This is a genomic window from Streptomyces rishiriensis, from assembly GCF_003112535.1.
GTDB lineage: Bacteria > Actinomycetota > Actinomycetes > Streptomycetales > Streptomycetaceae > Streptomyces > Streptomyces rishiriensis.
Genome location: NZ_BEWA01000003.1, coordinates 394522 through 412363, shown reverse-complemented (window position 1 = coordinate 412363; position 17842 = coordinate 394522). Strand labels below are relative to the sequence as shown.

General features: G+C 74.6%; 13 protein-coding genes and 1 riboswitch. Of the genes, 12 read left to right on the top strand and 1 reads right to left on the bottom strand.

Translation table 11 applies throughout. The features are described from left to right. Positions 1-141 precede the first annotated feature (141 nt). From Sri02f_RS06670 to cobI, 9 genes are all read left to right on the top strand, one after another. Positions 142-1398 carry an inorganic phosphate transporter gene (locus Sri02f_RS06670; protein ID WP_109000131.1) on the top strand — a complete coding sequence of 419 codons (1257 nt, stop codon included), beginning with the start codon at positions 142-144 and terminating at the stop codon, positions 1396-1398. A 34-nt stretch (positions 1399-1432) separates the two neighbouring features. Continuing rightward, positions 1433-1654, top strand: a complete 222-nt coding sequence (locus Sri02f_RS06665) for a hypothetical protein (RefSeq protein WP_109000130.1) — start codon at positions 1433-1435, stop codon at positions 1652-1654. A 129-nt stretch (positions 1655-1783) separates the two neighbouring features. Continuing rightward, positions 1784-1925, top strand: a riboswitch (cobalamin riboswitch). A 108-nt stretch (positions 1926-2033) separates the two neighbouring features. Next, positions 2034-2999 (top strand): cobalamin biosynthesis protein, encoded by a 966-nt coding sequence (locus Sri02f_RS06660; protein WP_109000129.1) that lies wholly within the window; start codon positions 2034-2036, stop codon positions 2997-2999. Further along, entirely contained in the window at positions 2996-4528 is a 1533-nt protein-coding gene (locus tag Sri02f_RS06655) for a cobyric acid synthase (RefSeq protein WP_109000128.1), read from the top strand. Before Sri02f_RS06660 ends, Sri02f_RS06655 begins: the two co-directional genes overlap by 4 nt. Next, positions 4525-8181, top strand: a complete 3657-nt coding sequence (cobN, locus tag Sri02f_RS06650) for a cobaltochelatase subunit CobN (protein ID WP_109000127.1) — start codon at positions 4525-4527, stop codon at positions 8179-8181. The genes Sri02f_RS06655 and cobN overlap by 4 nt, the downstream gene beginning before the upstream one ends. Beyond that, on the top strand, positions 8178-10247 hold the full coding sequence (locus tag Sri02f_RS06645) for a putative cobaltochelatase (protein ID WP_109000126.1): 2070 nt from the start codon (positions 8178-8180) through the stop codon (positions 10245-10247). Before cobN ends, Sri02f_RS06645 begins: the two co-directional genes overlap by 4 nt. After that, positions 10247-10846 carry a cob(I)yrinic acid a,c-diamide adenosyltransferase gene (cobO, locus tag Sri02f_RS06640; RefSeq protein ID WP_109000125.1) on the top strand — a complete coding sequence of 200 codons (600 nt, stop codon included), beginning with the start codon at positions 10247-10249 and terminating at the stop codon, positions 10844-10846. Before Sri02f_RS06645 ends, cobO begins: the two co-directional genes overlap by 1 nt. A 7-nt stretch (positions 10847-10853) precedes the next feature. Then, entirely contained in the window at positions 10854-12263 is a 1410-nt protein-coding gene (locus Sri02f_RS06635) for a cobyrinic acid a,c-diamide synthase CobB (RefSeq protein WP_109000124.1), read from the top strand. Further along, positions 12260-12991, top strand: a complete 732-nt coding sequence (gene cobI / locus Sri02f_RS06630) for a precorrin-2 C(20)-methyltransferase (protein WP_109000217.1) — start codon at positions 12260-12262, stop codon at positions 12989-12991. Before Sri02f_RS06635 ends, cobI begins: the two co-directional genes overlap by 4 nt. A gap of 29 nt (positions 12992-13020) precedes the next feature. Here cobI and Sri02f_RS06625 read toward each other — a convergent pair whose 3' ends face one another. Then, positions 13021-13884 carry a ZIP family metal transporter gene (locus Sri02f_RS06625; protein ID WP_109000123.1) on the bottom strand — a complete coding sequence of 288 codons (864 nt, stop codon included), beginning with the start codon at positions 13882-13884 and terminating at the stop codon, positions 13021-13023. Positions 13885-13983: 99 nt separating this feature from the next. On the opposite strand from Sri02f_RS06625, the gene cobM reads away from it, so the two are divergent. The 3 genes from cobM to cobJ are packed head-to-tail and all read left to right on the top strand — an operon-like array spanning position 13984 to position 17776. Further along, the gene (cobM, locus tag Sri02f_RS06620) at positions 13984-14802 is read left to right on the top strand and encodes a precorrin-4 C(11)-methyltransferase (protein ID WP_109000122.1); all 819 of its coding nucleotides are present in this window, start codon (positions 13984-13986) and stop codon (positions 14800-14802) included. Then, positions 14799-16064 (top strand): precorrin-6y C5,15-methyltransferase (decarboxylating) subunit CbiE, encoded by a 1266-nt coding sequence (gene cbiE, locus Sri02f_RS06615; RefSeq protein ID WP_109000121.1) that lies wholly within the window; start codon positions 14799-14801, stop codon positions 16062-16064. Before cobM ends, cbiE begins: the two co-directional genes overlap by 4 nt. Next, positions 16061-17776 (top strand): precorrin-3B C(17)-methyltransferase, encoded by a 1716-nt coding sequence (gene cobJ / locus Sri02f_RS06610; protein ID WP_109000120.1) that lies wholly within the window; start codon positions 16061-16063, stop codon positions 17774-17776. The genes cbiE and cobJ overlap by 4 nt, the downstream gene beginning before the upstream one ends. Positions 17777-17842 lie beyond the last annotated feature (66 nt).

Below are 17842 nucleotides of genomic sequence, written 5' to 3'. Positions count from 1 at the left end.
GGCGGGGGCCGGCAGGCGGACCTCCAACTCCCCCACCAGCCCACAGCGAACGACACCATGATGCCTGCCCCAGTTCATCTTCCGTTCATCCAGGTTGCCTACGGTCGACGCTCCAATGACTTCGAACGATTGCCTGGGTAAATGGAAAACTTCTCGCTGATCCTCGCGATTGTGGTCGTCACCGCACTCGCGTTCGATTTCACGAACGGTTTCCACGACACCGCCAACGCGATGGCCACGACCATCTCGACCGGTGCACTCAAGCCCAAGGTCGCGGTGGCGATGTCCGCCGTGCTGAACCTTGTGGGCGCCTTCCTCTCGGTGGAGGTCGCCAACACGATCTCCAAGGGTCTCGTCGACGAGACCGGCATCCGTCCCGAGGTCATCTTCGCCGCCCTGGTCGGCGCGATCCTCTGGAACCTGCTGACCTGGCTGGTGGGCCTGCCGTCCAGCTCCTCCCACGCCCTCATGGGCGGCCTGATCGGCGCCACCATCGCCTCGGCCGGAACGGGCGCGGTCCACGGTGACGTGCTGGTCACCAAGGTCCTGCTCCCGGCGGTCGCGGCTCCGATCGTGGCGGGCGTCGCCGCGATGCTCGCGACCCGGCTCTCGTACACCCTGGGCAGGAAGGCCGAGGGCAAGGCCGCGGCGAAGGGATACCGCACCGGCCAGATCGCCTCGGCCGGCCTGGTCTCGCTCGCGCACGGCACCAACGACGCGCAGAAGACGATGGGCATCATCACCCTCGCCCTGGTCGCCGGCGGCGCCGTGGCCCCCGACTCCGACCCGCCCACCTGGGTCATCCTCTCGGCCGGCATGGCCATCGCGCTCGGCACCTACCTCGGCGGCTGGCGCATCATCCGCACCATGGGCAAGGGCCTGACCGAACTCCAGCCGCAGCAGGGCTTCGCCGCCCAGACCAGCGCGGCCACGGTCATCCTGGCCTCCTCCCACCTCGGCTTCTCCCTCTCCACGACCCACTCGGTCTCCGGTTCGGTGATGGGCGCGGGCCTGGGCCGCAAGGGCGGCGTGGTCCGCTGGTCCACGGCGACCCGCATGTTCGTGGCCTGGGGCCTGACCCTCCCGGCGGCGGCCCTGGTGGGCGCGCTCGCCGAGTCGGTGACCGGCCTCGGCGACTGGGGCACGGCCGTCGTGGCCGCCTTCCTGATCGCCTCCAGCGCCGCGATCTGGAAGATCTCCCGGCGCGAGGTCGTCGACGCCTCGAACGTCAACGACACCGAGGAGCCGGCCGGCGTCGTCACGACGGCGATCGCGGCCGTCGCCCCGCCCCCGGCGGGTTCCCTCGCCGACGACCTGACGGCGACCATCCCCTCCCCGGCCCCGGCCCCGGCCCCGGAGCCCGTGGCCCCCGCCGTCCCGCCGGCCGCGGCCGTCTGATCCGGCCCGTCCGGTACGAAGGAAGAGAAGCATCATGAAGATCGACTGGGCAGCCCTGGGCTCCGTGTTCGGCGTCAGCCTCGTGGTCACCGTGGGCCTCGTGGCCCTGTTCACCCTCGGCGTCATGGGCCTGTCGCGCCAGGAGCGCGCGACGGCCGAGGGCGGCTCGGCCGCCCTCGCGGTGACGGGCGCGTACGCGTGCTTCGCGGCCTGCGCGGCGGCGGTGGCGTACGGGATCTCCCTGATCGTGGCCTGACGGGTCATCGGGACATCCCCGGGGTGCGGGACGGGTCGCCGTCCCGCACCCCTTCGCGTGTGACCACGGCGATCGCCCGCGTGTGGGGTTCTGCACACTCTCCCCTCGCAGGTCAACAGCAAGTTGACGGCCCTTCCGGGCCCGTGGTGGACTGCCCGGGCCATGTACGGCGGCAGAAGAGGAAGCCGGTGTGAATCCGGCGCGGTCCCGCCACTGTCACCGGGGTAGTAACCCCCGGGAGCCAGGAACTCTCGCCGCGGTCTCGTCGAACCAGGGCGTGGACACCCTGAGTGAGGACACATAGCCATGTTCGGCTGCCCATCGAGCGCCCTGCGCACCGCCCCCAGCCCGTCGGCCGCCCGCACGGCCGGCTGAGCCGATGGGTGCCGATCGCGTCCACGCGTACGGCGCCGCCGCCGGCCTCCTCGGCGACCTGCTCCTCGGCGACCCCCGCCGGGGGCATCCGGTCGCCGCGTTCGGCCGGGCCGCGGGCGCCGTGGAGCGGCTGCTGTGGCGGGACCACCGGGGATGGGGCGCCCTGCACACCGTGGTGTGCGCGGGCGGCGCCGTCGCCCTGGGAGCCGTCGCCGCGCGGACCGTACGCGGGCGTCCCGCCGCCTCCGTCGCCCTCACCGCCGCCGCCACCTGGGCCGTCGTCGGGGGCGCCTCCCTCGTGCGCGAGGCCCGGGGCGTCGGGCGCGCCCTGGAGGCGGGAGACGTCGAGGCCGCCCGGGAACGGCTGCCGAGTCTGTGCGGGCGCGACCCGCAGGCCCTGGACGCCGACGGGATCGCCCGGGCCGTCGTGGAGTCCGTCGCCGAGAACACCTCGGACGCCGTCGTCGGCGCGCTGGTGTGGGGCGCGGCGGCCGGTGTGCCCGGGCTGGTCGGGTTCCGGGCGGTCAACACCCTCGACGCCATGGTCGGGCACCGGTCGCCGCGCCATCTGCGCTTCGGGTGGGCCTCGGCCCGGCTCGACGACGTCGCCGGATGGCCCGGGGCACGGCTGACCGCCCTGCTCGCCGCCGTCGCCGGAGACGACCCCCGGGGCGCGGTGCGGGCCTGGCGCGCCGACGCGCGCAAGCATCCCAGCCCCAACGCCGGGCCCGTGGAGGCGTCCTTCGCGGGCGCTCTCGGAGTGCGGCTGGGCGGGACGCTGTCCTACGGCGGCCGGGTCGAGCACCGGCCCGTGCTCAACGGGGCGGCGGGGCGGCCCGTCGTCGTCCAGGACATCGAACGCGCCGCGCGGCTCTCCCGCCGCGTCGGCCTGCTCGCGCTCGGCGTGACCGTCGCCGCGCGCTTCGTCACGGCAAAGGCGCTCGACGCGCGGAAGGGGCGTACGTCATGAGCGGGGGTCTCCTGGTGGCCGGCACCACCTCCGACGCCGGCAAGAGCGTCGTCACGGCCGGGATCTGCCGGTGGCTGGTCCGGCAGGGGGTGAAGGTCGCGCCGTTCAAGGCGCAGAACATGTCCCTGAACTCGTTCGTCACGCGCGAGGGCGCCGAGATCGGACGGGCGCAGGCCATGCAGGCGCAGGCGTGCCGCATCGAGCCGACGGCGCTGATGAACCCCGTGCTGCTCAAGCCGGGCGGGGAGCAGAGCAGCCAGGTGGTCCTGCTGGGCAAGCCGGTGGGCGAGATGAGCGCGCGCGGGTACCACGGCGGGCGGCAGCAGAAGCTCCTCGGGACCGTTCTCGACTGTCTCGCCGAGTTGCGGGGCACGTATGACGCGGTGATCTGTGAGGGGGCGGGCAGTCCCGCCGAGATCAATCTGCGGCGGACGGACATCGTCAACATGGGAATCGCCCGCAATGCCGGGCTGCCCGTGCTGGTCGTGGGCGACATCGACCGCGGCGGCGTCTTCGCCTCGTTCTTCGGGACCGTCGCGCTCCTGTCACCCGAGGACCAGGCGCTGGTCGCCGGGTTCCTGGTGAACAAGTTCCGGGGCGACGTCTCCCTGCTGGAGCCGGGCCTGGACATGCTGCACGGTCTCACCGGCCGGCACACGTACGGCGTGCTGCCGTTCCGGCACGGGCTCGGCATCGACGAGGAGGACGGCCTGAGGGTCTCGCTGCGGGGCACCGTGCGCGAGTCGAACACCGCCCCGCCCGTCGGGGAGGACGTACTGCGGATCGCCGTCTGCGCGGTCCCGCTCATGTCGAACTTCACGGACGTGGACGCGCTGGCCGCCGAACCCGGCGTCGTCGTGCGGTTCGTGGACCGTCCCGAGGAACTGGCCGACGCCGACCTGGTGGTGATCCCGGGGACCCGGGGCACGGTGCGGGCCCTGGAGTGGCTGCGTGAACGCGGCCTGGCCGAGGCGGTGCTGCGCCGGGCCGCAGAGGGGCGGCCCGTCCTCGGCGTCTGCGGCGGCTTCCAGATCCTCGGCGAGCGCATCGAGGACGACGTCGAGAGCCGGCGCGGACAGGTCGACGGGCTGGGGATCCTCCCCGTCCGGGTGCGGTTCGCCCGCGAGAAGACCCTCACCCGGCCGGTGGGGGAAGCCCTCGGCGAACCGGTCGAGGGGTACGAGATCCACCACGGCGTCGCCGACGTCACCGGGGGCGAGACGTTCATCTCCGACGGCGAGGGACGCGGCCTGGACGGCTGCCGGGTCGGTCAGACCTGGGGCACGCACTGGCACGGCTCGCTGGAGTCGGACGGGTTCCGGCGGGCGTTCCTGCGCGAGGTGGCGGCCGCCGCGGGCCGCCGGTTCGTCCCCGCCCCCGACACGTCCTTCGCCGGGCTGCGCGAGGAACAGCTCGACCGGCTCGGCGACCTGATCGAACAGCACGCGGACACCGACGCGCTCCGGCGGCTCATCGAGTCGGGCGCGCCGCAAGGACTGCCTTTCATTCCACCGGGAGCGCCCGCATGAGCACTGTGTTGTTGTTGTCGACCGCCGACACCGATCTGCTGGCGGCCCGGGCCGCTTCCGGCGTCGACTACCGGATCGGCAACCCGACCCGCGTCGACGTCGCGCAGGAGCTGCCCGCGCTCCTCGACGGCGCCGGCATCGCCGTCGTACGGCTGCTCGGCGGGAAGCGCGCCTGGGAGGACGGGCTCGCCGTGCTGCGGGCCTCCGGCGTTCCGACGGTGCTGCTGGGCGGCGAGAGCGTGCCGGACGCCGAGCTGATGGCCGAGTCGTCCGTGCCCGCCGGGGTCGTGGCGGAGGCGCTGCGGTATCTCGTGGAGGGCGGCCCGGCCAACCTGGCCGAGCTGGCGCGGTTCCTCTCCGACACCGTGCTGCTGACCGGCGAGGGGTTCGAGGAGCCGCGCACGATGCCGGAGTACGGCGTCCACGGCTCCTACGAGCTCCGTGACGGCCGGCCGACCGTGGGCGTGCTCTTCTACCGGGCCCACGAGCTGAGCGGCAACACCGCCTTCGTGGACACGCTGTGCGACGCGATCGAGGCGCGCGGGGCCAACGCCCTGCCCGTGTACTGCGGTTCGCTGCGCGGTGCGGACACCGGGCTGTACGAGATCCTGGGCCGCTGCGACGTCCTCGTCGCCACCGTCCTCGCGGCCGGGGGCGCGCACGCCTCGCAGGCCTCGGCGGGCGGCGACGAGGAGGCCTGGGACGTCGGGGCGCTCGCCGAGCTCGACGTGCCCGTGCTGCAGGGGCTGTGTCTGACGTCGTCGCGCGCGGCCTGGGAGGCGTCCGACGCCGCCCTCTCGCCCATGGACGCGGCGATGCAGGTCGCGATCCCGGAGTTCGACGGACGGATCGTCACGGTCCCGTTCTCCTTCAAGGAGCAGGGGCCCGACGACGTCCCGGTGTACGTCGCCGATCCCGAGCGGGCCGGCCGGGTCGCCGGGATCGCCGTCCGGCACGCCCGGCTGCGGCACAAGCCGAACGCCGAGAAGAAGCTCGCGCTGGTGTTCACCGCCTACCCCACCAAGCACTCCCGGGTCGGCAACGCCGTCGGCCTGGACACGCCCGTCTCGGCCGTACGGGTGCTCGACGCGCTGCGGGACGCGGGCTACGCGGTCGAGGGGCATCCCGACGACGGCGACGAGCTGATCCACCGGCTCATCGACGCCGGTGGCCACGACGTCGAGTGGCTCACCGAGGAGCAGCTCGCGGCCGCGCCCGCGCGGGTGCCGCTGGCCGACTACCGGGCCTGGTTCGACCGGCTCGACCCTGCCCTGCGCGAGGGCATGCTGGAGGCGTGGGGCGAGCCGCCGGGCTCCCTGTACGTCGACGGGGACGACGTCGTGCTGGCCTGTCTGCAGTTCGGCAACGTCGTCGTGATGATCCAGCCGCCGCGCGGCTTCGGCGAGAACCCGATCGCGATCTACCACGACCCCGACATGCCGCCGTCGCACCACTACATGGCCGCCTACCGCTGGCTGGAGAACAGCTTCGGCGCCGACGCGATCGTGCACATGGGCAAGCACGGCACGATGGAGTGGCTGCCGGGCAAGGGGCTCGGGCTGAGCGGCGGCTGCGCGCCGGACGCCGTCCTCGGCGAACTGCCGCTGGTCTACCCGTTCATCGTCAACGACCCGGGCGAGGGAACCCAGGCCAAGCGGCGCGGGCACGCCACCGTCGTCGACCATCTCGTCCCGCCGATGGCGCGGGCGGACACGTACGGCGATCTGGCGAAGCTGGAGCAGCTGCTCGACGAGTACGCGCTGGTCTCCGACCTGGACCCGACGAAGGCGCCGGCCGTGCGGGCGCAGATCTGGACGCTGGTCAAGGCGGCCGAGCTCCACCACGACCTGCACGTCGACGACCAGCCCGACGACGACGCCTTCGACGAGTTCGTCATGCACATCGACGGCTATCTGTGCGAGATCAAGGACGTGCAGATCCGCGACGGGCTGCACATCCTGGGCGGCGGCCCGGTCGGCGAGCCGCGGGTGAACCTGGTGCTGGCCGTGCTGCGCGCCTCGCAGGTGTGGGGCGGGCAGGCCAACGCGCTGCCGGGCCTGAGGGCGTCGTTCGCGGCCCATTTCGGGCTCGACGAGAAGGAGTTGCTGGCCGAGCCGGGCGCGCCGGTGAAGGCGCCGGCGGAGCTGACCGACCTGGTCGAGGGTCCGTCGCGGTCCGCGGCCGACGCGATCGATCTGCTGGAGCAGCTGTGCCGGCGTGTCGCGGAGGGCATGGAGGCGCGGGACTGGGCGGTCGTCGAGTGCCGTCCGCTCGTGCGTGACGTCGTCGGGGCCGAACTGCCGGACGCCGTCGCGGTGCTGGAGTTCGCCTGCCGCGAGCTGGTGCCGAGGCTCGCCCGGACGACGGACGAGATCGGGCACATCCTCAAGGCGCTGGACGGCGGTTACGTGCCCGCCGGGCCCTCGGGCTCCCCCACCCGGGGTCTGGTCAACGTGCTGCCCACCGGCCGCAACTTCTACTCCGTCGACCCCAAGGCCATCCCGTCCAGGCTGAGCTGGGAGGTCGGGCAGTCGCTCGCCGACTCCCTCGTGCAGCGGTACCTGCAGGACACGGGCGCGTACCCGAAGTCCGTCGGGCTGACGGTGTGGGGCACGTCGGCGATGCGCACCCAGGGCGACGACATCGCCGAGATCCTGGCGCTGCTGGGCTGCCGTCCGGTCTGGGACGACGCCTCCCGCCGGGTGACCGGCTTCGAGGTCGTCCCCCTTCAGGAGCTCGGCCGGCCGCGCATCGACGTCACCGTCCGCATCTCCGGCTTCTTCCGGGACGCGTTCCCGCACGTGGTCGGGCTGATCGACGACGCGGTGCGGGCGGTGGCCGACCTGGACGAGCCCGCCGAGTCCAACTTCGTGCGCGCCCACGTCGACGAGGACGCGGCCGGACACGGCGACCGGCGGCGCGCCAGCGCCCGGATCTTCGGCTCCAAGCCGGGGGCGTACGGGGCCGGGCTGCTGCCGCTGATCGACGCCCGCAACTGGCGCTCCGACGCCGACCTCGCCGAGGTGTACGCGGTGTGGGGCGGGTACGCCTACGGGCGCGGGCTCGACGGGCGGGCGGCCCGCGGGGACATGGAGACGGCGTTCCGGCGGATCGCCGTCGCCGCGAAGAACGTGGACACCCGCGAGCACGACCTCGTCGACGCCGACGACTACTTCCAGTACCACGGCGGCATGGTCGCCATGGTGCGCCATCTGACGGGCGCCAACCCCGAGGCGTACGTGGGCGATTCCGCGACGCCGGACCAGGTGCGGACCCGCACCTTGGGCGAGGAGACGCACCGCGTGTTCCGCGCCCGGGTGGTCAACCCGCGCTGGATGGCGGCCATGCGGCGGCACGGCTACAAGGGCGCCTTCGAGATGGCGGCGACCGTCGACTACCTCTTCGGGTACGACGCCACCGCCGGGGTCGTCGACGACTGGATGTACGAGAAGCTCAGCGCGGAGTACGTCTTCGACGCGGAAAACCGCGACTTCATGAAGAAGTCCAACCCGTGGGCGCTGCGCGGGATCACGGAACGACTCCTGGAGGCCGCCGACCGCGGCCTGTGGGCGGAGCCGGACGCCGACACGATCGAGCGGCTGCGCGCCACCTACCTGGAGCTGGAAGGCGATCTGGAGGACGACCAGAAGTGAGTACTCCTTTCCCGTTCACGGCCGTGGTGGGCCAGGACGACCTGCGGCTCGCGCTGCTGCTGAACGCCGTGTCGCCGGCGGTGGGCGGTGTGCTCGTCCGCGGTGAGAAGGGCACCGCCAAGTCGACGGCCGTGCGGGCCCTGTCGGCGCTCATGCCCGCGCTGGACGTGGTCGTCGGCTGCCGGTTCTCCTGCGACCCCGACTCCCCCGACCCGGCCTGCCCCGACGGCCCGCACGAGCCGGGGGCGTTCGAGACGCGGCCCGCGCGCATGGTCGAGCTGCCGGTGGGCGCCTCGGAGGACCGGCTGGTCGGCGCCCTCGACATCGAGCGGGCGCTGGCCGAGGGCGTCAAGGCCTTCGAGCCGGGGCTCCTCGCGGACGCGCACCGCGGGATCCTGTACGTCGACGAGGTCAACCTGCTGCACGACCACCTGGTCGACCTGCTGCTGGACGCGGCCGCGATGGGCGCCTCGTACGTGGAGCGCGAGGGCGTCTCCGTGCGCCATGCCGCCCGGTTCCTGCTCGTGGGCACGATGAACCCCGAAGAGGGCGAGCTGCGGCCGCAGTTGCTCGACCGGTTCGGGCTGACGGTGGAGGTGGCCGCCTCGCGCGAGCCCGACCAGCGGGTGGAGGTCGTCCGGCGCAGGCTCGCCCACGACGACGATCCCGCCGCCTTCGCGGAGCGCTGGGCGGACGAGGAGGCCGCCGTGCGTGCGCGGATCGTGGCCGCGCGTGCGCTGCTGCCGTCGGTGCGGCTGGGCGACGGGGCGCTGCGGCAGATCGCGGCGACCTGCGCCGCGTTCGAGGTGGACGGCATGCGGGCCGACATCGTCATGGCACGTACGGCCACCGCGCTGGCGGCCTGGGCCGGGCGCACGGACGTTGTCGCGGAGGACGTCCGGCAGGCCGCGCTGCTGGCGCTGCCGCACCGGCGGCGCCGCAGTCCCTTCGACGCGCCGGGACTCGACGAGGACAAGCTCGACGAGACGCTGGAGGAGTTCGGCGGCCGGGACGACACCGGCCCCGACGACGCCGGCACCGGACGCGACGGCGACCTGAGCGAGGACGACCTGAGCGAGGACGACCGCGGCGACGACGGTCCCGATGACGACGGACCCGGTGGAGGCGGCGGCCGGCCCGCGCCCGACGCCGGTCCGGACGGCGGCGACACGGGCGCACGGCCCGAGGCCGGGCAGGACGGCGAGCCGCAGCCGTCGGAAGCCTCCGAGCGGTCCGCCGTACGGGCCGCCGAGCCGTTTCGCACCAAGGCGCTGAGCGTGCCGGGCATCGGCGAGGGGGCCGCCGGACGGCGGTCGCGGGCCCGGACCGAGCACGGCCGCACCACGGGGGCGCGCCGGCCTCTCGGGGCCCTGACCAAGCTGCACCTGGCGGCGACCGTGCAGGCGGCCGCGCCGCACCAGCGGGCGCGCGGGCGCAGCGGGCCGGGGCTGGTGGTGCGGCGGGACGATCTGCGGCAGGCGACCCGGGAGGGGCGTGAGGGCAACCTCGTGCTGTTCGTGGTCGACGCCTCCGGGTCGATGGCGGCACGGCAGCGGATGAGCGCGGTGAAGGGCGCCGTGCTGTCGCTGCTCCTCGACGCCTACCAGCGGCGGGACAAGGTGGGGCTCGTGACGTTCCGGGGGGCCGCGGCCGAGCTCGCGCTGCCGCCCACCTCGTCGGTGGACGCCGCCGCCGTACGGCTGGAGTCGCTGCCCACGGGCGGCCGGACGCCGCTGGCCGCCGGGCTGCTGAAGGCGCACGACGTGCTGCGGGTGGAGCGGCTGCGGGACCCTGCGCGCCGGGCGCTGGTCGTGGTCGTCACCGACGGACGGGCCACCGGCGGTCCGGAGCCCGTCGCCCTCGCCGGGCGGGCGGCGCGGCTGTTCGCCGCCGACGGCGTGGCCTGCGTGGTCGTGGACTGCGAGTCCGGGCCCGTGCGGCTGGGGCTCGCCGGGCAGTTGGCCGGTGAGCTGGGCGGCGCCGCCGTGACGCTGGAGGAGTTGCGGGCGGACTCCATCGCGGGGCTGGTCAAGGACGTGCAGGGGACTTCGAGGAGGGCCGCGTAATGCCGCAGGGACAACCGAGCATCGTGCCGGACGACGGACTGACGACCCGCCAGCGCCGTAACCGGCCGCTCGTGGTCGTGCACACCGGCGTCGGCAAGGGCAAGTCGACCGCCGCGTTCGGGCTCGCTCTGCGGGCCTGGAACCAGGGCTGGCCGATCGGGGTGTTCCAGTTCGTCAAGTCCGCGAAGTGGAAGGTCGGCGAGGAGAACGCGCTGCGCGTGCTGGGGGCGTCCGGACAGGGCGGCTCCGTCGACTGGCACAAGATGGGCGAGGGCTGGTCCTGGGTGCAGCGCGACGCGCAGCTCGACAACGAGGACAAGGCCCGCGAGGGCTGGGAGCAGGTCAAGCGGGACCTGGCCGCCGAGACGTACAAGCTGTACGTGCTCGACGAGTTCGCGTATCCCCTGCACTGGGGCTGGGTCGACGTCGACGAGGTCGTCGACGTGCTGCGCCGCCGGCCGGGCTCCCAGCACGTGGTGATCACCGGCCGCAACGCACCCGACAAGCTCCTCGACGTCGCCGACCTCGTGACCGACATGTCCAAGGTCAAGCATCCGATGGACGCGGGCCAGAAGGGCCAGCGGGGCATCGAGTGGTGACGCCGTCATGACCTCCCCGTCCTCGGTCCCCCGGCTGGTGATCGCCGCGCCCTCCTCGGGCAGCGGCAAGACCACCGTCGCCACGGGCCTGATGGCCGCGTTCGCCGCGCGGGGGCTCGCCGTGTCCCCGCACAAGGTGGGGCCCGACTACATCGACCCCGGCTACCACTCGCTCGCCGCCGGGCGGGTGGGGCGCAACCTCGACGCGTATCTGTGCGGGCCGGAGCTCGTCGCTCCGCTGTTCCTGCACGGGGCGCGGGGGTGCGACGTCGCCGTGGTCGAGGGGGTGATGGGGATGTTCGACGGGGCCGCCGGGGAGGGGGAGCTGGCGTCCACCGCCCAGGTGGCGAAGCTGCTGCGGGCGCCGGTGGTGCTGGTCGTCGACGCGTCGTCGCAGTCGCGGTCGGTGGCGGCGCTGGTGCACGGGTTCGCCTCCTGGGACCCGCAGGTGCGGATCGGGGGCGTGATCCTGAACAAGGTCGCCTCGGACCGGCACGAGGAGCTGCTGCGCGAGGCGCTGGACGCGGCGGGGACACCGGTGCTGGGCGTGCTGCGGCGCGCTCCGCAGGTGGACACGCCCTCGCGGCACCTCGGGCTGGTGCCGGTCGCCGAACGGCGGGCCGAGGCCGTCGAGTCGGTCGCCGCGATGGCCGCGCAGGTGGCGCGCGGGTGCGATCTGGAGGCGTTGCTCGCCCTGGCGCGGGGCGCCGGGGCGCTGTCCGGCGCGGCCTGGGACCCGGCCGAGGCCCTGTCCTCGCGCCCGGCCGCCCTTCCCGGCCCGTCCGCGGGGGACGCCGCCCCCGGACCCCGGCACCGGCCGGTCGTCGCGCTGGCCGGTGGTCCGGCGTTCACCTTCTCCTATGCCGAGCACGCGGAGCTGCTGACCGCCGCGGGCGCCGAAGCGGTCGTCTTCGACCCCCTGCGGGACGGGCGACTGCCCGACGCGACGGCCGGGCTGGTGATCGGCGGCGGTTTTCCCGAGGTGTACGCAGCCGAGCTGTCCGCCAACGAGCCGTTGCGCAAGGCCGTCGCCGCGCTCGCGGAGTCCGGGGCGCCGGTCGCCGCCGAGTGCGCGGGGCTGCTGTATCTGTGCCGTGAGCTCGACGGGCTCCCGATGTGCGGGGTGCTCGACGCGCGGGCCCGGATGTCCGAACGGCTCACCCTCGGCTATCGCGACGCCGTCGCCGTGAGCGACAGTGTGCTCGCGCCGGCCGGCACGCGGATGCGGGGGCACGAGTTCCACCGGACGGTCGTCGAGCCGGGGGCCGGGACGGTCCCCGCGTGGGGTGTGCGCGGTCCTGGGCGGCGGGTCGAGGGCTTCGTACAGCAAGGCGTGCACGCGAGTTATCTGCATACGCACTGGGCGGCCGAGCCCGGTGTGGCCCGTCGGTTCGTCGAGAGGTGCCGGACGTCATGAGCAGCAGGCTGGTCGGAGTCGGGGTGGGCCCGGGGGATCCGGAGCTGGTGACCGTCAAGGGGGTCAACGCGCTGCGGGCCGCCGAGGTCGTCGTCGTGCCCGTGATGGACGGGGGCGAGCAGGGCCGGGCCGAGGCCACCGTGGTGCACTACGTGCCCGGGGAGAAGGTCGTCCGGGTCGTCTTCGCGCTCAACGAGCGGACCGACCGGGCCCGGCGGGAGGCCGCCTGGGACGCCGCCGGGGAACGGGTCGCCGGGTTGCTGCGGCGGCACGGGTCGGTCGCCTTCGCGACCATCGGCGACCCCAACGTGTACTCCACGTTCACCTATCTCGCGCAGACCGTGGCGGAGTCGGTGCCGGGCGTGGTGATCGAGACCGTTCCCGGCATCACGGCCATGCAGGATCTCGCCGCGCGGTCCGGCGCGGTGCTGACCGAGGGCACCGAGCCGCTCACGCTGGTGCCGGTGACCGCGGGATCGGCCGTGCTGAAGGACGCGCTCGCCGGTCCGGGGACCGTCGTCGCCTACAAGTTCGGGCGGCAGGCCGCCGAGGTCGCCGAGGCGCTGCGGGAGACCGGGCGGATCCAGGACGCGGTGTGGGGGTCGGCGCTCGGGCTGGCGCAGGAGTCGATCCGGCCCGCGGCCGAGCTGGACGGCGAGCCGCTGCCGTACCTCTCCACGCTGATCGCGCCCGCGCGGCGCGGCGGCGGCCGGGGCGGCAAGCTGTGAGAGCGCCCGCGTCCCGGTCGGGCGGCCCGTCACGCGGCCAGGCCCACCACCAGCCAGATGAAGGCCGCGCCCGCGATCGTGCACAGCACGGTGGAGCGGGCGGGGTGTTCGTGGTGGGCCTCGGGCAGGATCTCGGCGGCCGCCAGATAGAGCAGCGCGCCGCCGAAGAAGCCCAGGTAGCCGCCGAGCAGCTGCTCCGGGATGGTGACGAAGGTCGTCGAGGCCGCGCCCACGACCGGCGCCGCCGCGTCCGCGAACAGCATGGCCAGGGCCTTGCGCCGGGCGTTCCCGTACAGGCTGGTGATCGTGTAGGTGTTGAAGCCGTCGGCGAAGTCGTGGGCGATGACCGCCAGGGCCACGGCGAGTCCCATGCCGCCGCCCACCTGGAAGGCCGCGCCGATGGCCACGCCGTCCATGGCGCTGTGGAAGACCATCGCCGCGGCCGCCGTCAGGCCGACCTCCGGAACCCTGCCCTCGTGAACCCTGCCCTCGTGAGCCGTGCCTTCGTGAGCCGTGCCGTGGGGGGCCGTCCCGGGCTGGACCGTTCCCTCGGGGCCGGGTCCGGCGTGGGGTCCGTGGCCGGGGTGCTCCCGCTGCGCCGCGGCGCAGGCGTGCTCCTCGGCGCCGTGCGCGGCCTGGCGGACCGCCAGCAGCCGTTCCACCAGATGGGCCACCAAGAAGCCCGCCACGAACAGCAGCAGCGCGGCCGGGACGCCGAAGACCTCGGCGCCGGCCGCGTCCAGGGCCTCCGGCAGCAGGTCCAGGCCGACCACGCCCAGCATCAGGCCGCCGGCCAGGCCCAGCACCAGATGGCGGCGGTCGGTCACGCGTTGTGCCGTCCAGCCGCCGGCCAGCGTCATGAGGAACGCGCCGAGCGCGACGAAGACCGCCATAGGCCCTTGCTATCCGATCGACCCCCGTTCGCGCACATCCGCGCCGCCCGCTGACACCGGGAAAGCAGCACAAAGCCCGTTATGAGAGGATTCGAACCCATGGCCGATGCCCCCACCGGCAAGGTGACCTTCGTCGGCGCCGGCCCCGGCGCCGCCGACCTGCTGACGTTCCGCGCCGCGCGCGCCATCGCCGAGGCCGACGTCGTGATCTGGGCCGCGAGCCTGGTGCAGGCGGAGGTCCTCACGCACGCACGGGAGGGCGCGGAGATCCTCGACTCGGCGACGATGTCCCTGGAGGACGTGGTGGCCGTGTACGAGCGGGCGCGCTCCGAGGGGCTGAAGGTCGCCCGCATCCACTCCGGGGACCCGGCGCTGTGGGGCGGCACGCAGGAGCAGCTCGACCGCTGCGAGGAGATCGGCCTCGCGACCGAGATCGTCCCCGGCGTCTCCTCCTTCTCGGCCGTCGCCGCGATCGCCCGACGCGAGCTGACGATCCCCGAGGTCGCCCAGTCCGTCGTCCTCACCCGGCTCGGCGGCGGCAAGACGCCGATGCCGCCGGGCGAGGAGGTGCGCGAGTTCGCCAAGCACGGCACCACGATGGCCGTCTTCCTGTCCGCCGCGCGCAGCGGGCAGCTCGTGCGGGAGCTGCTGGAGGGCGGCTATCCGACCTCCACCCCGGTCGTCGTCGCCCACCAGGCGACCTGGCCGGAGGAACTCGTCGTGACGTGCACGATCGGGACGCTGGAGGAGACGGTGAAGGAGCACAAGCTCTGGAAGCACACCCTCTTCCTGGTCGGCCCGGCCCTGGACGCGCACGGCACCCGCTCGCACCTGTACCACCCCGGTCACTTCCACGGCCATCGCAAGGCGGACCCGGAGGCTCGCCGGGCCCTGCGCTCGCGGGGTGCGAGCACATGAGCCGTCCGATCACGGTGGTCGGCGCGGGGACGGGCGCGCCCGTCCCCGCCGACGCGCTGGCCGGGGCCGAGCTCGTCGTGGGCGGGCGCCGGCATCTGGACGCCGTGGAGCTGCCCGCGTCCGCGAAGCGGATCGTGCTCGGCCCGCTGGCGCCGGCCCTGGACGCCATGGAGGCGTACGTCGACACGGAGCGGCGCGTGGTCGTGCTCGCCTCGGGCGACCCCGGGTTCTTCGGCATCGTGCGGGCGCTGGCCGAGCGGTTCGGGCCGCGGCGGCTCGATGTCCGGCCCGGCGTCTCCTCGGTGGCGGCCGCCTTCGCACGGCTCGGACTGACCTGGGACGACGCCGTGGTCGTCAGCGCGCACGGGCGGGATCCGCGGACGGCCGTGAACATCTGCCGGGCGCACCCGAAGACGGCCGTGCTGACCGGGCCGGGCGCCGGGCCCGCCGAGCTGGGCGCGGCCCTCGCGCGCAGCGCGCCCGACCGGACGCTCGTCGTGGCCGAGGCGCTGGGCGACCCCGGGCGCGAGCGCCTGGAGCGGGTCTCGCCCGCCGAGGCCGCCGGACGCGACTGGGGAACGGCGGTGAGCGTCGTGCTGTGCCTGGACGAGACGCGGACGCCCGGCCCCGCCCGCACGCTCGCCGGGCCCGCGCCCGCGCCCGCCGGGTGGGCGCTGGCCGAGGGCGACTTCGCGCACCGCGACTCGATGATCACCAAGTTCGAGGTGCGGGCGCTGGCCCTGGCCCGGCTCGGACCGCGCCCCGGCGAGCTGGTCTGGGACGTCGGCTCCGGCTCCGGGTCGGTGGCCGTGGAGTGCGCGCGGCTCGGCGCCGCCGTCAGCGCCGTCGAGAAGGCGGCGGACGGGGTGGAGCGCGTGCGCGCCAACGCGGCCGCCCACGGCGTCGACGTGCACGTGGTGCACGGCACGGCGCCGGACGCGCTGACCGGGCTCGACGATCCCGACGCCGTGTTCGTCGGCGGGGGCGGCCACGAGCTGTCCGCCGTCGTGGAGGTGTGCGCGCGGCGGGCCCGGCGCACGGTCGTGGTCGCCCTGGCCGCGCTGGACCGGGTGCCCGCGGTGCGCGCCGCGCTGACCGGCGCCGGGTTCGGCTGCGACGGGGTGTTGCTGCAGTCCTCGCGGCTGGCGCCGCTGCCGGGCGACGTGACCCGGCTCGCCGCGGCCAATCCCGTCTTCCTGCTGTGGGGGCACCGGAACCCCGCCGGCTCGAATCCCGTGAACCATGAAGGAGTTGCCCAGTGATCGGCCTCATCTCCGCCACCGCGGCGGGCGCGGCGGCACGCGACCGGCTGGCCGCGGCTTGGCCGGACCGCACCCGGGTGTACGACGGACCCGTGGGCGACGCCGTGCGGCGGGCGTTCGCGGAGTGCGAGCAGCTCGTGTGCTTCCTCGCGACGGGCGCGGTCGTCCGGCTCGTCGCGCCCCTGCTGTCCGACAAGGCGTCCGACCCGGGCGTGGTGTGCGTCGACGAGGCCGGGCGGTTCGCCGTCTCGCTGGTCGGCGGCCACGGCGGCGGCGCCAACGAACTCGCCGTGTCGGTGGGCGGGTTGCTGGGCGCGGAGCCCGTGGTGACCACGGCCACGGACGCGGTGGGCGTCCCCGGTCTGGACACCCTCGGTCTGCCGGTGGAGGGCGATGTGGCCGGCGTGACACGGGCCCTGCTGGACGGGGAGCCGGTCGCGCTGGACGCCGAGACGGCGTGGCCGCTGCCGGCGCTGCCCTTCGCGGCGCAGGCCCGCACGCCGGGCATGCCGGCCGTCCGGCTGACGGACCGCGCGGTCGAACCCGCCGACGGCGAGGTGCTGGTGCGACCGCCGTCCCTGGTGGTCGGCGTCGGCGCGTCCAGGGGCGTGCCGGTCGACGAGGTGCTCGATCTGGTGCGGGGCGCGCTGCGCGACGCGGGGCTGTCCCCGCGCAGCCTCGCCGAGCTCGCCACGGTGGACGCCAAGCGCGAGGAGCCCGGCATCGTCGAGGCGGCCGCGCGGCTCGCGGTGCCCCTCGTGACGTACCCGGCCGAGGAGTTGACGACGGTCGAGGTGCCCAACCCCTCCGACGCCCCCCTCGCCGCCGTGGGCACCCCGTCGGTCGCCGAGGCGTCCGCGCTCGCCCGCGGCGGTGAACTCCTCGTCCCCAAGCGGAAGTCGGCGCGGGCGGACGGACACGCCTCGATGGCCACCTGCGCCGTCGTACGGCGTCCCGCGCGGGGGCGGCTCGCGGTCGTCGGGCTCGGACCCGGCGCCCGTGATCTGCTCACCCCGCGTGCCACGGCCGAACTGCGGCGGGCCGCCGTGCTCGTCGGGCTCGACCAGTACGTCGACCAGATCCGCGACCTGCTGCGGCCGGGCACCCGGATCCTGGAGTCCGGGCTGGGCGCCGAGGAGGAGCGGGCCCGCACGGCCGTCGAGGAGGCCCGGCGCGGACAGGCCGTCGCGCTGATCGGCAGCGGCGACGCGGGCGTGTACGCCATGGCCTCCCCCGCGCTCGCCGAGGCGTCCGACGACATCGACGTGGTCGGGGTGCCCGGCGTGACGGCCGCGCTCGCGGCCGGCGCGATCCTCGGTGCGCCGCTCGGCCACGACCATGTGTCCATCAGCCTCTCCGACCTGCACACGCCGTGGGAGGTCATCGAGCGGCGGGTGCGCGCGGCGGCGGAGGCCGACCTCGTGGTCACCTTCTACAACCCCCGTTCGCGGGGCCGCGACTGGCAGCTCCCCAAGGCGCTGTCGATCCTCGCCGGGCACCGGCAGCCGGCCACTCCGGTGGGCGTCGTGCGCAACGCGTCCCGGCCGGACGGGACCAGCAGGCTGACCACGCTCGCCGAACTCGACCCGGCCTGGGTCGACATGATGACGGTCGTCACCGTGGGCAACACCGCGACCCGCGCCGTCGCGGGGCGCATGGTGACGCCCCGCGGCTACCGCTGGCAGGAAACCGCCGTGGAGGAGGTCCGGTGACCCGGCCGCCCCACGCCGCACCCGCGCACGACCGCCTGCCGCATCCACCCCTTCCCGATCCCGAGG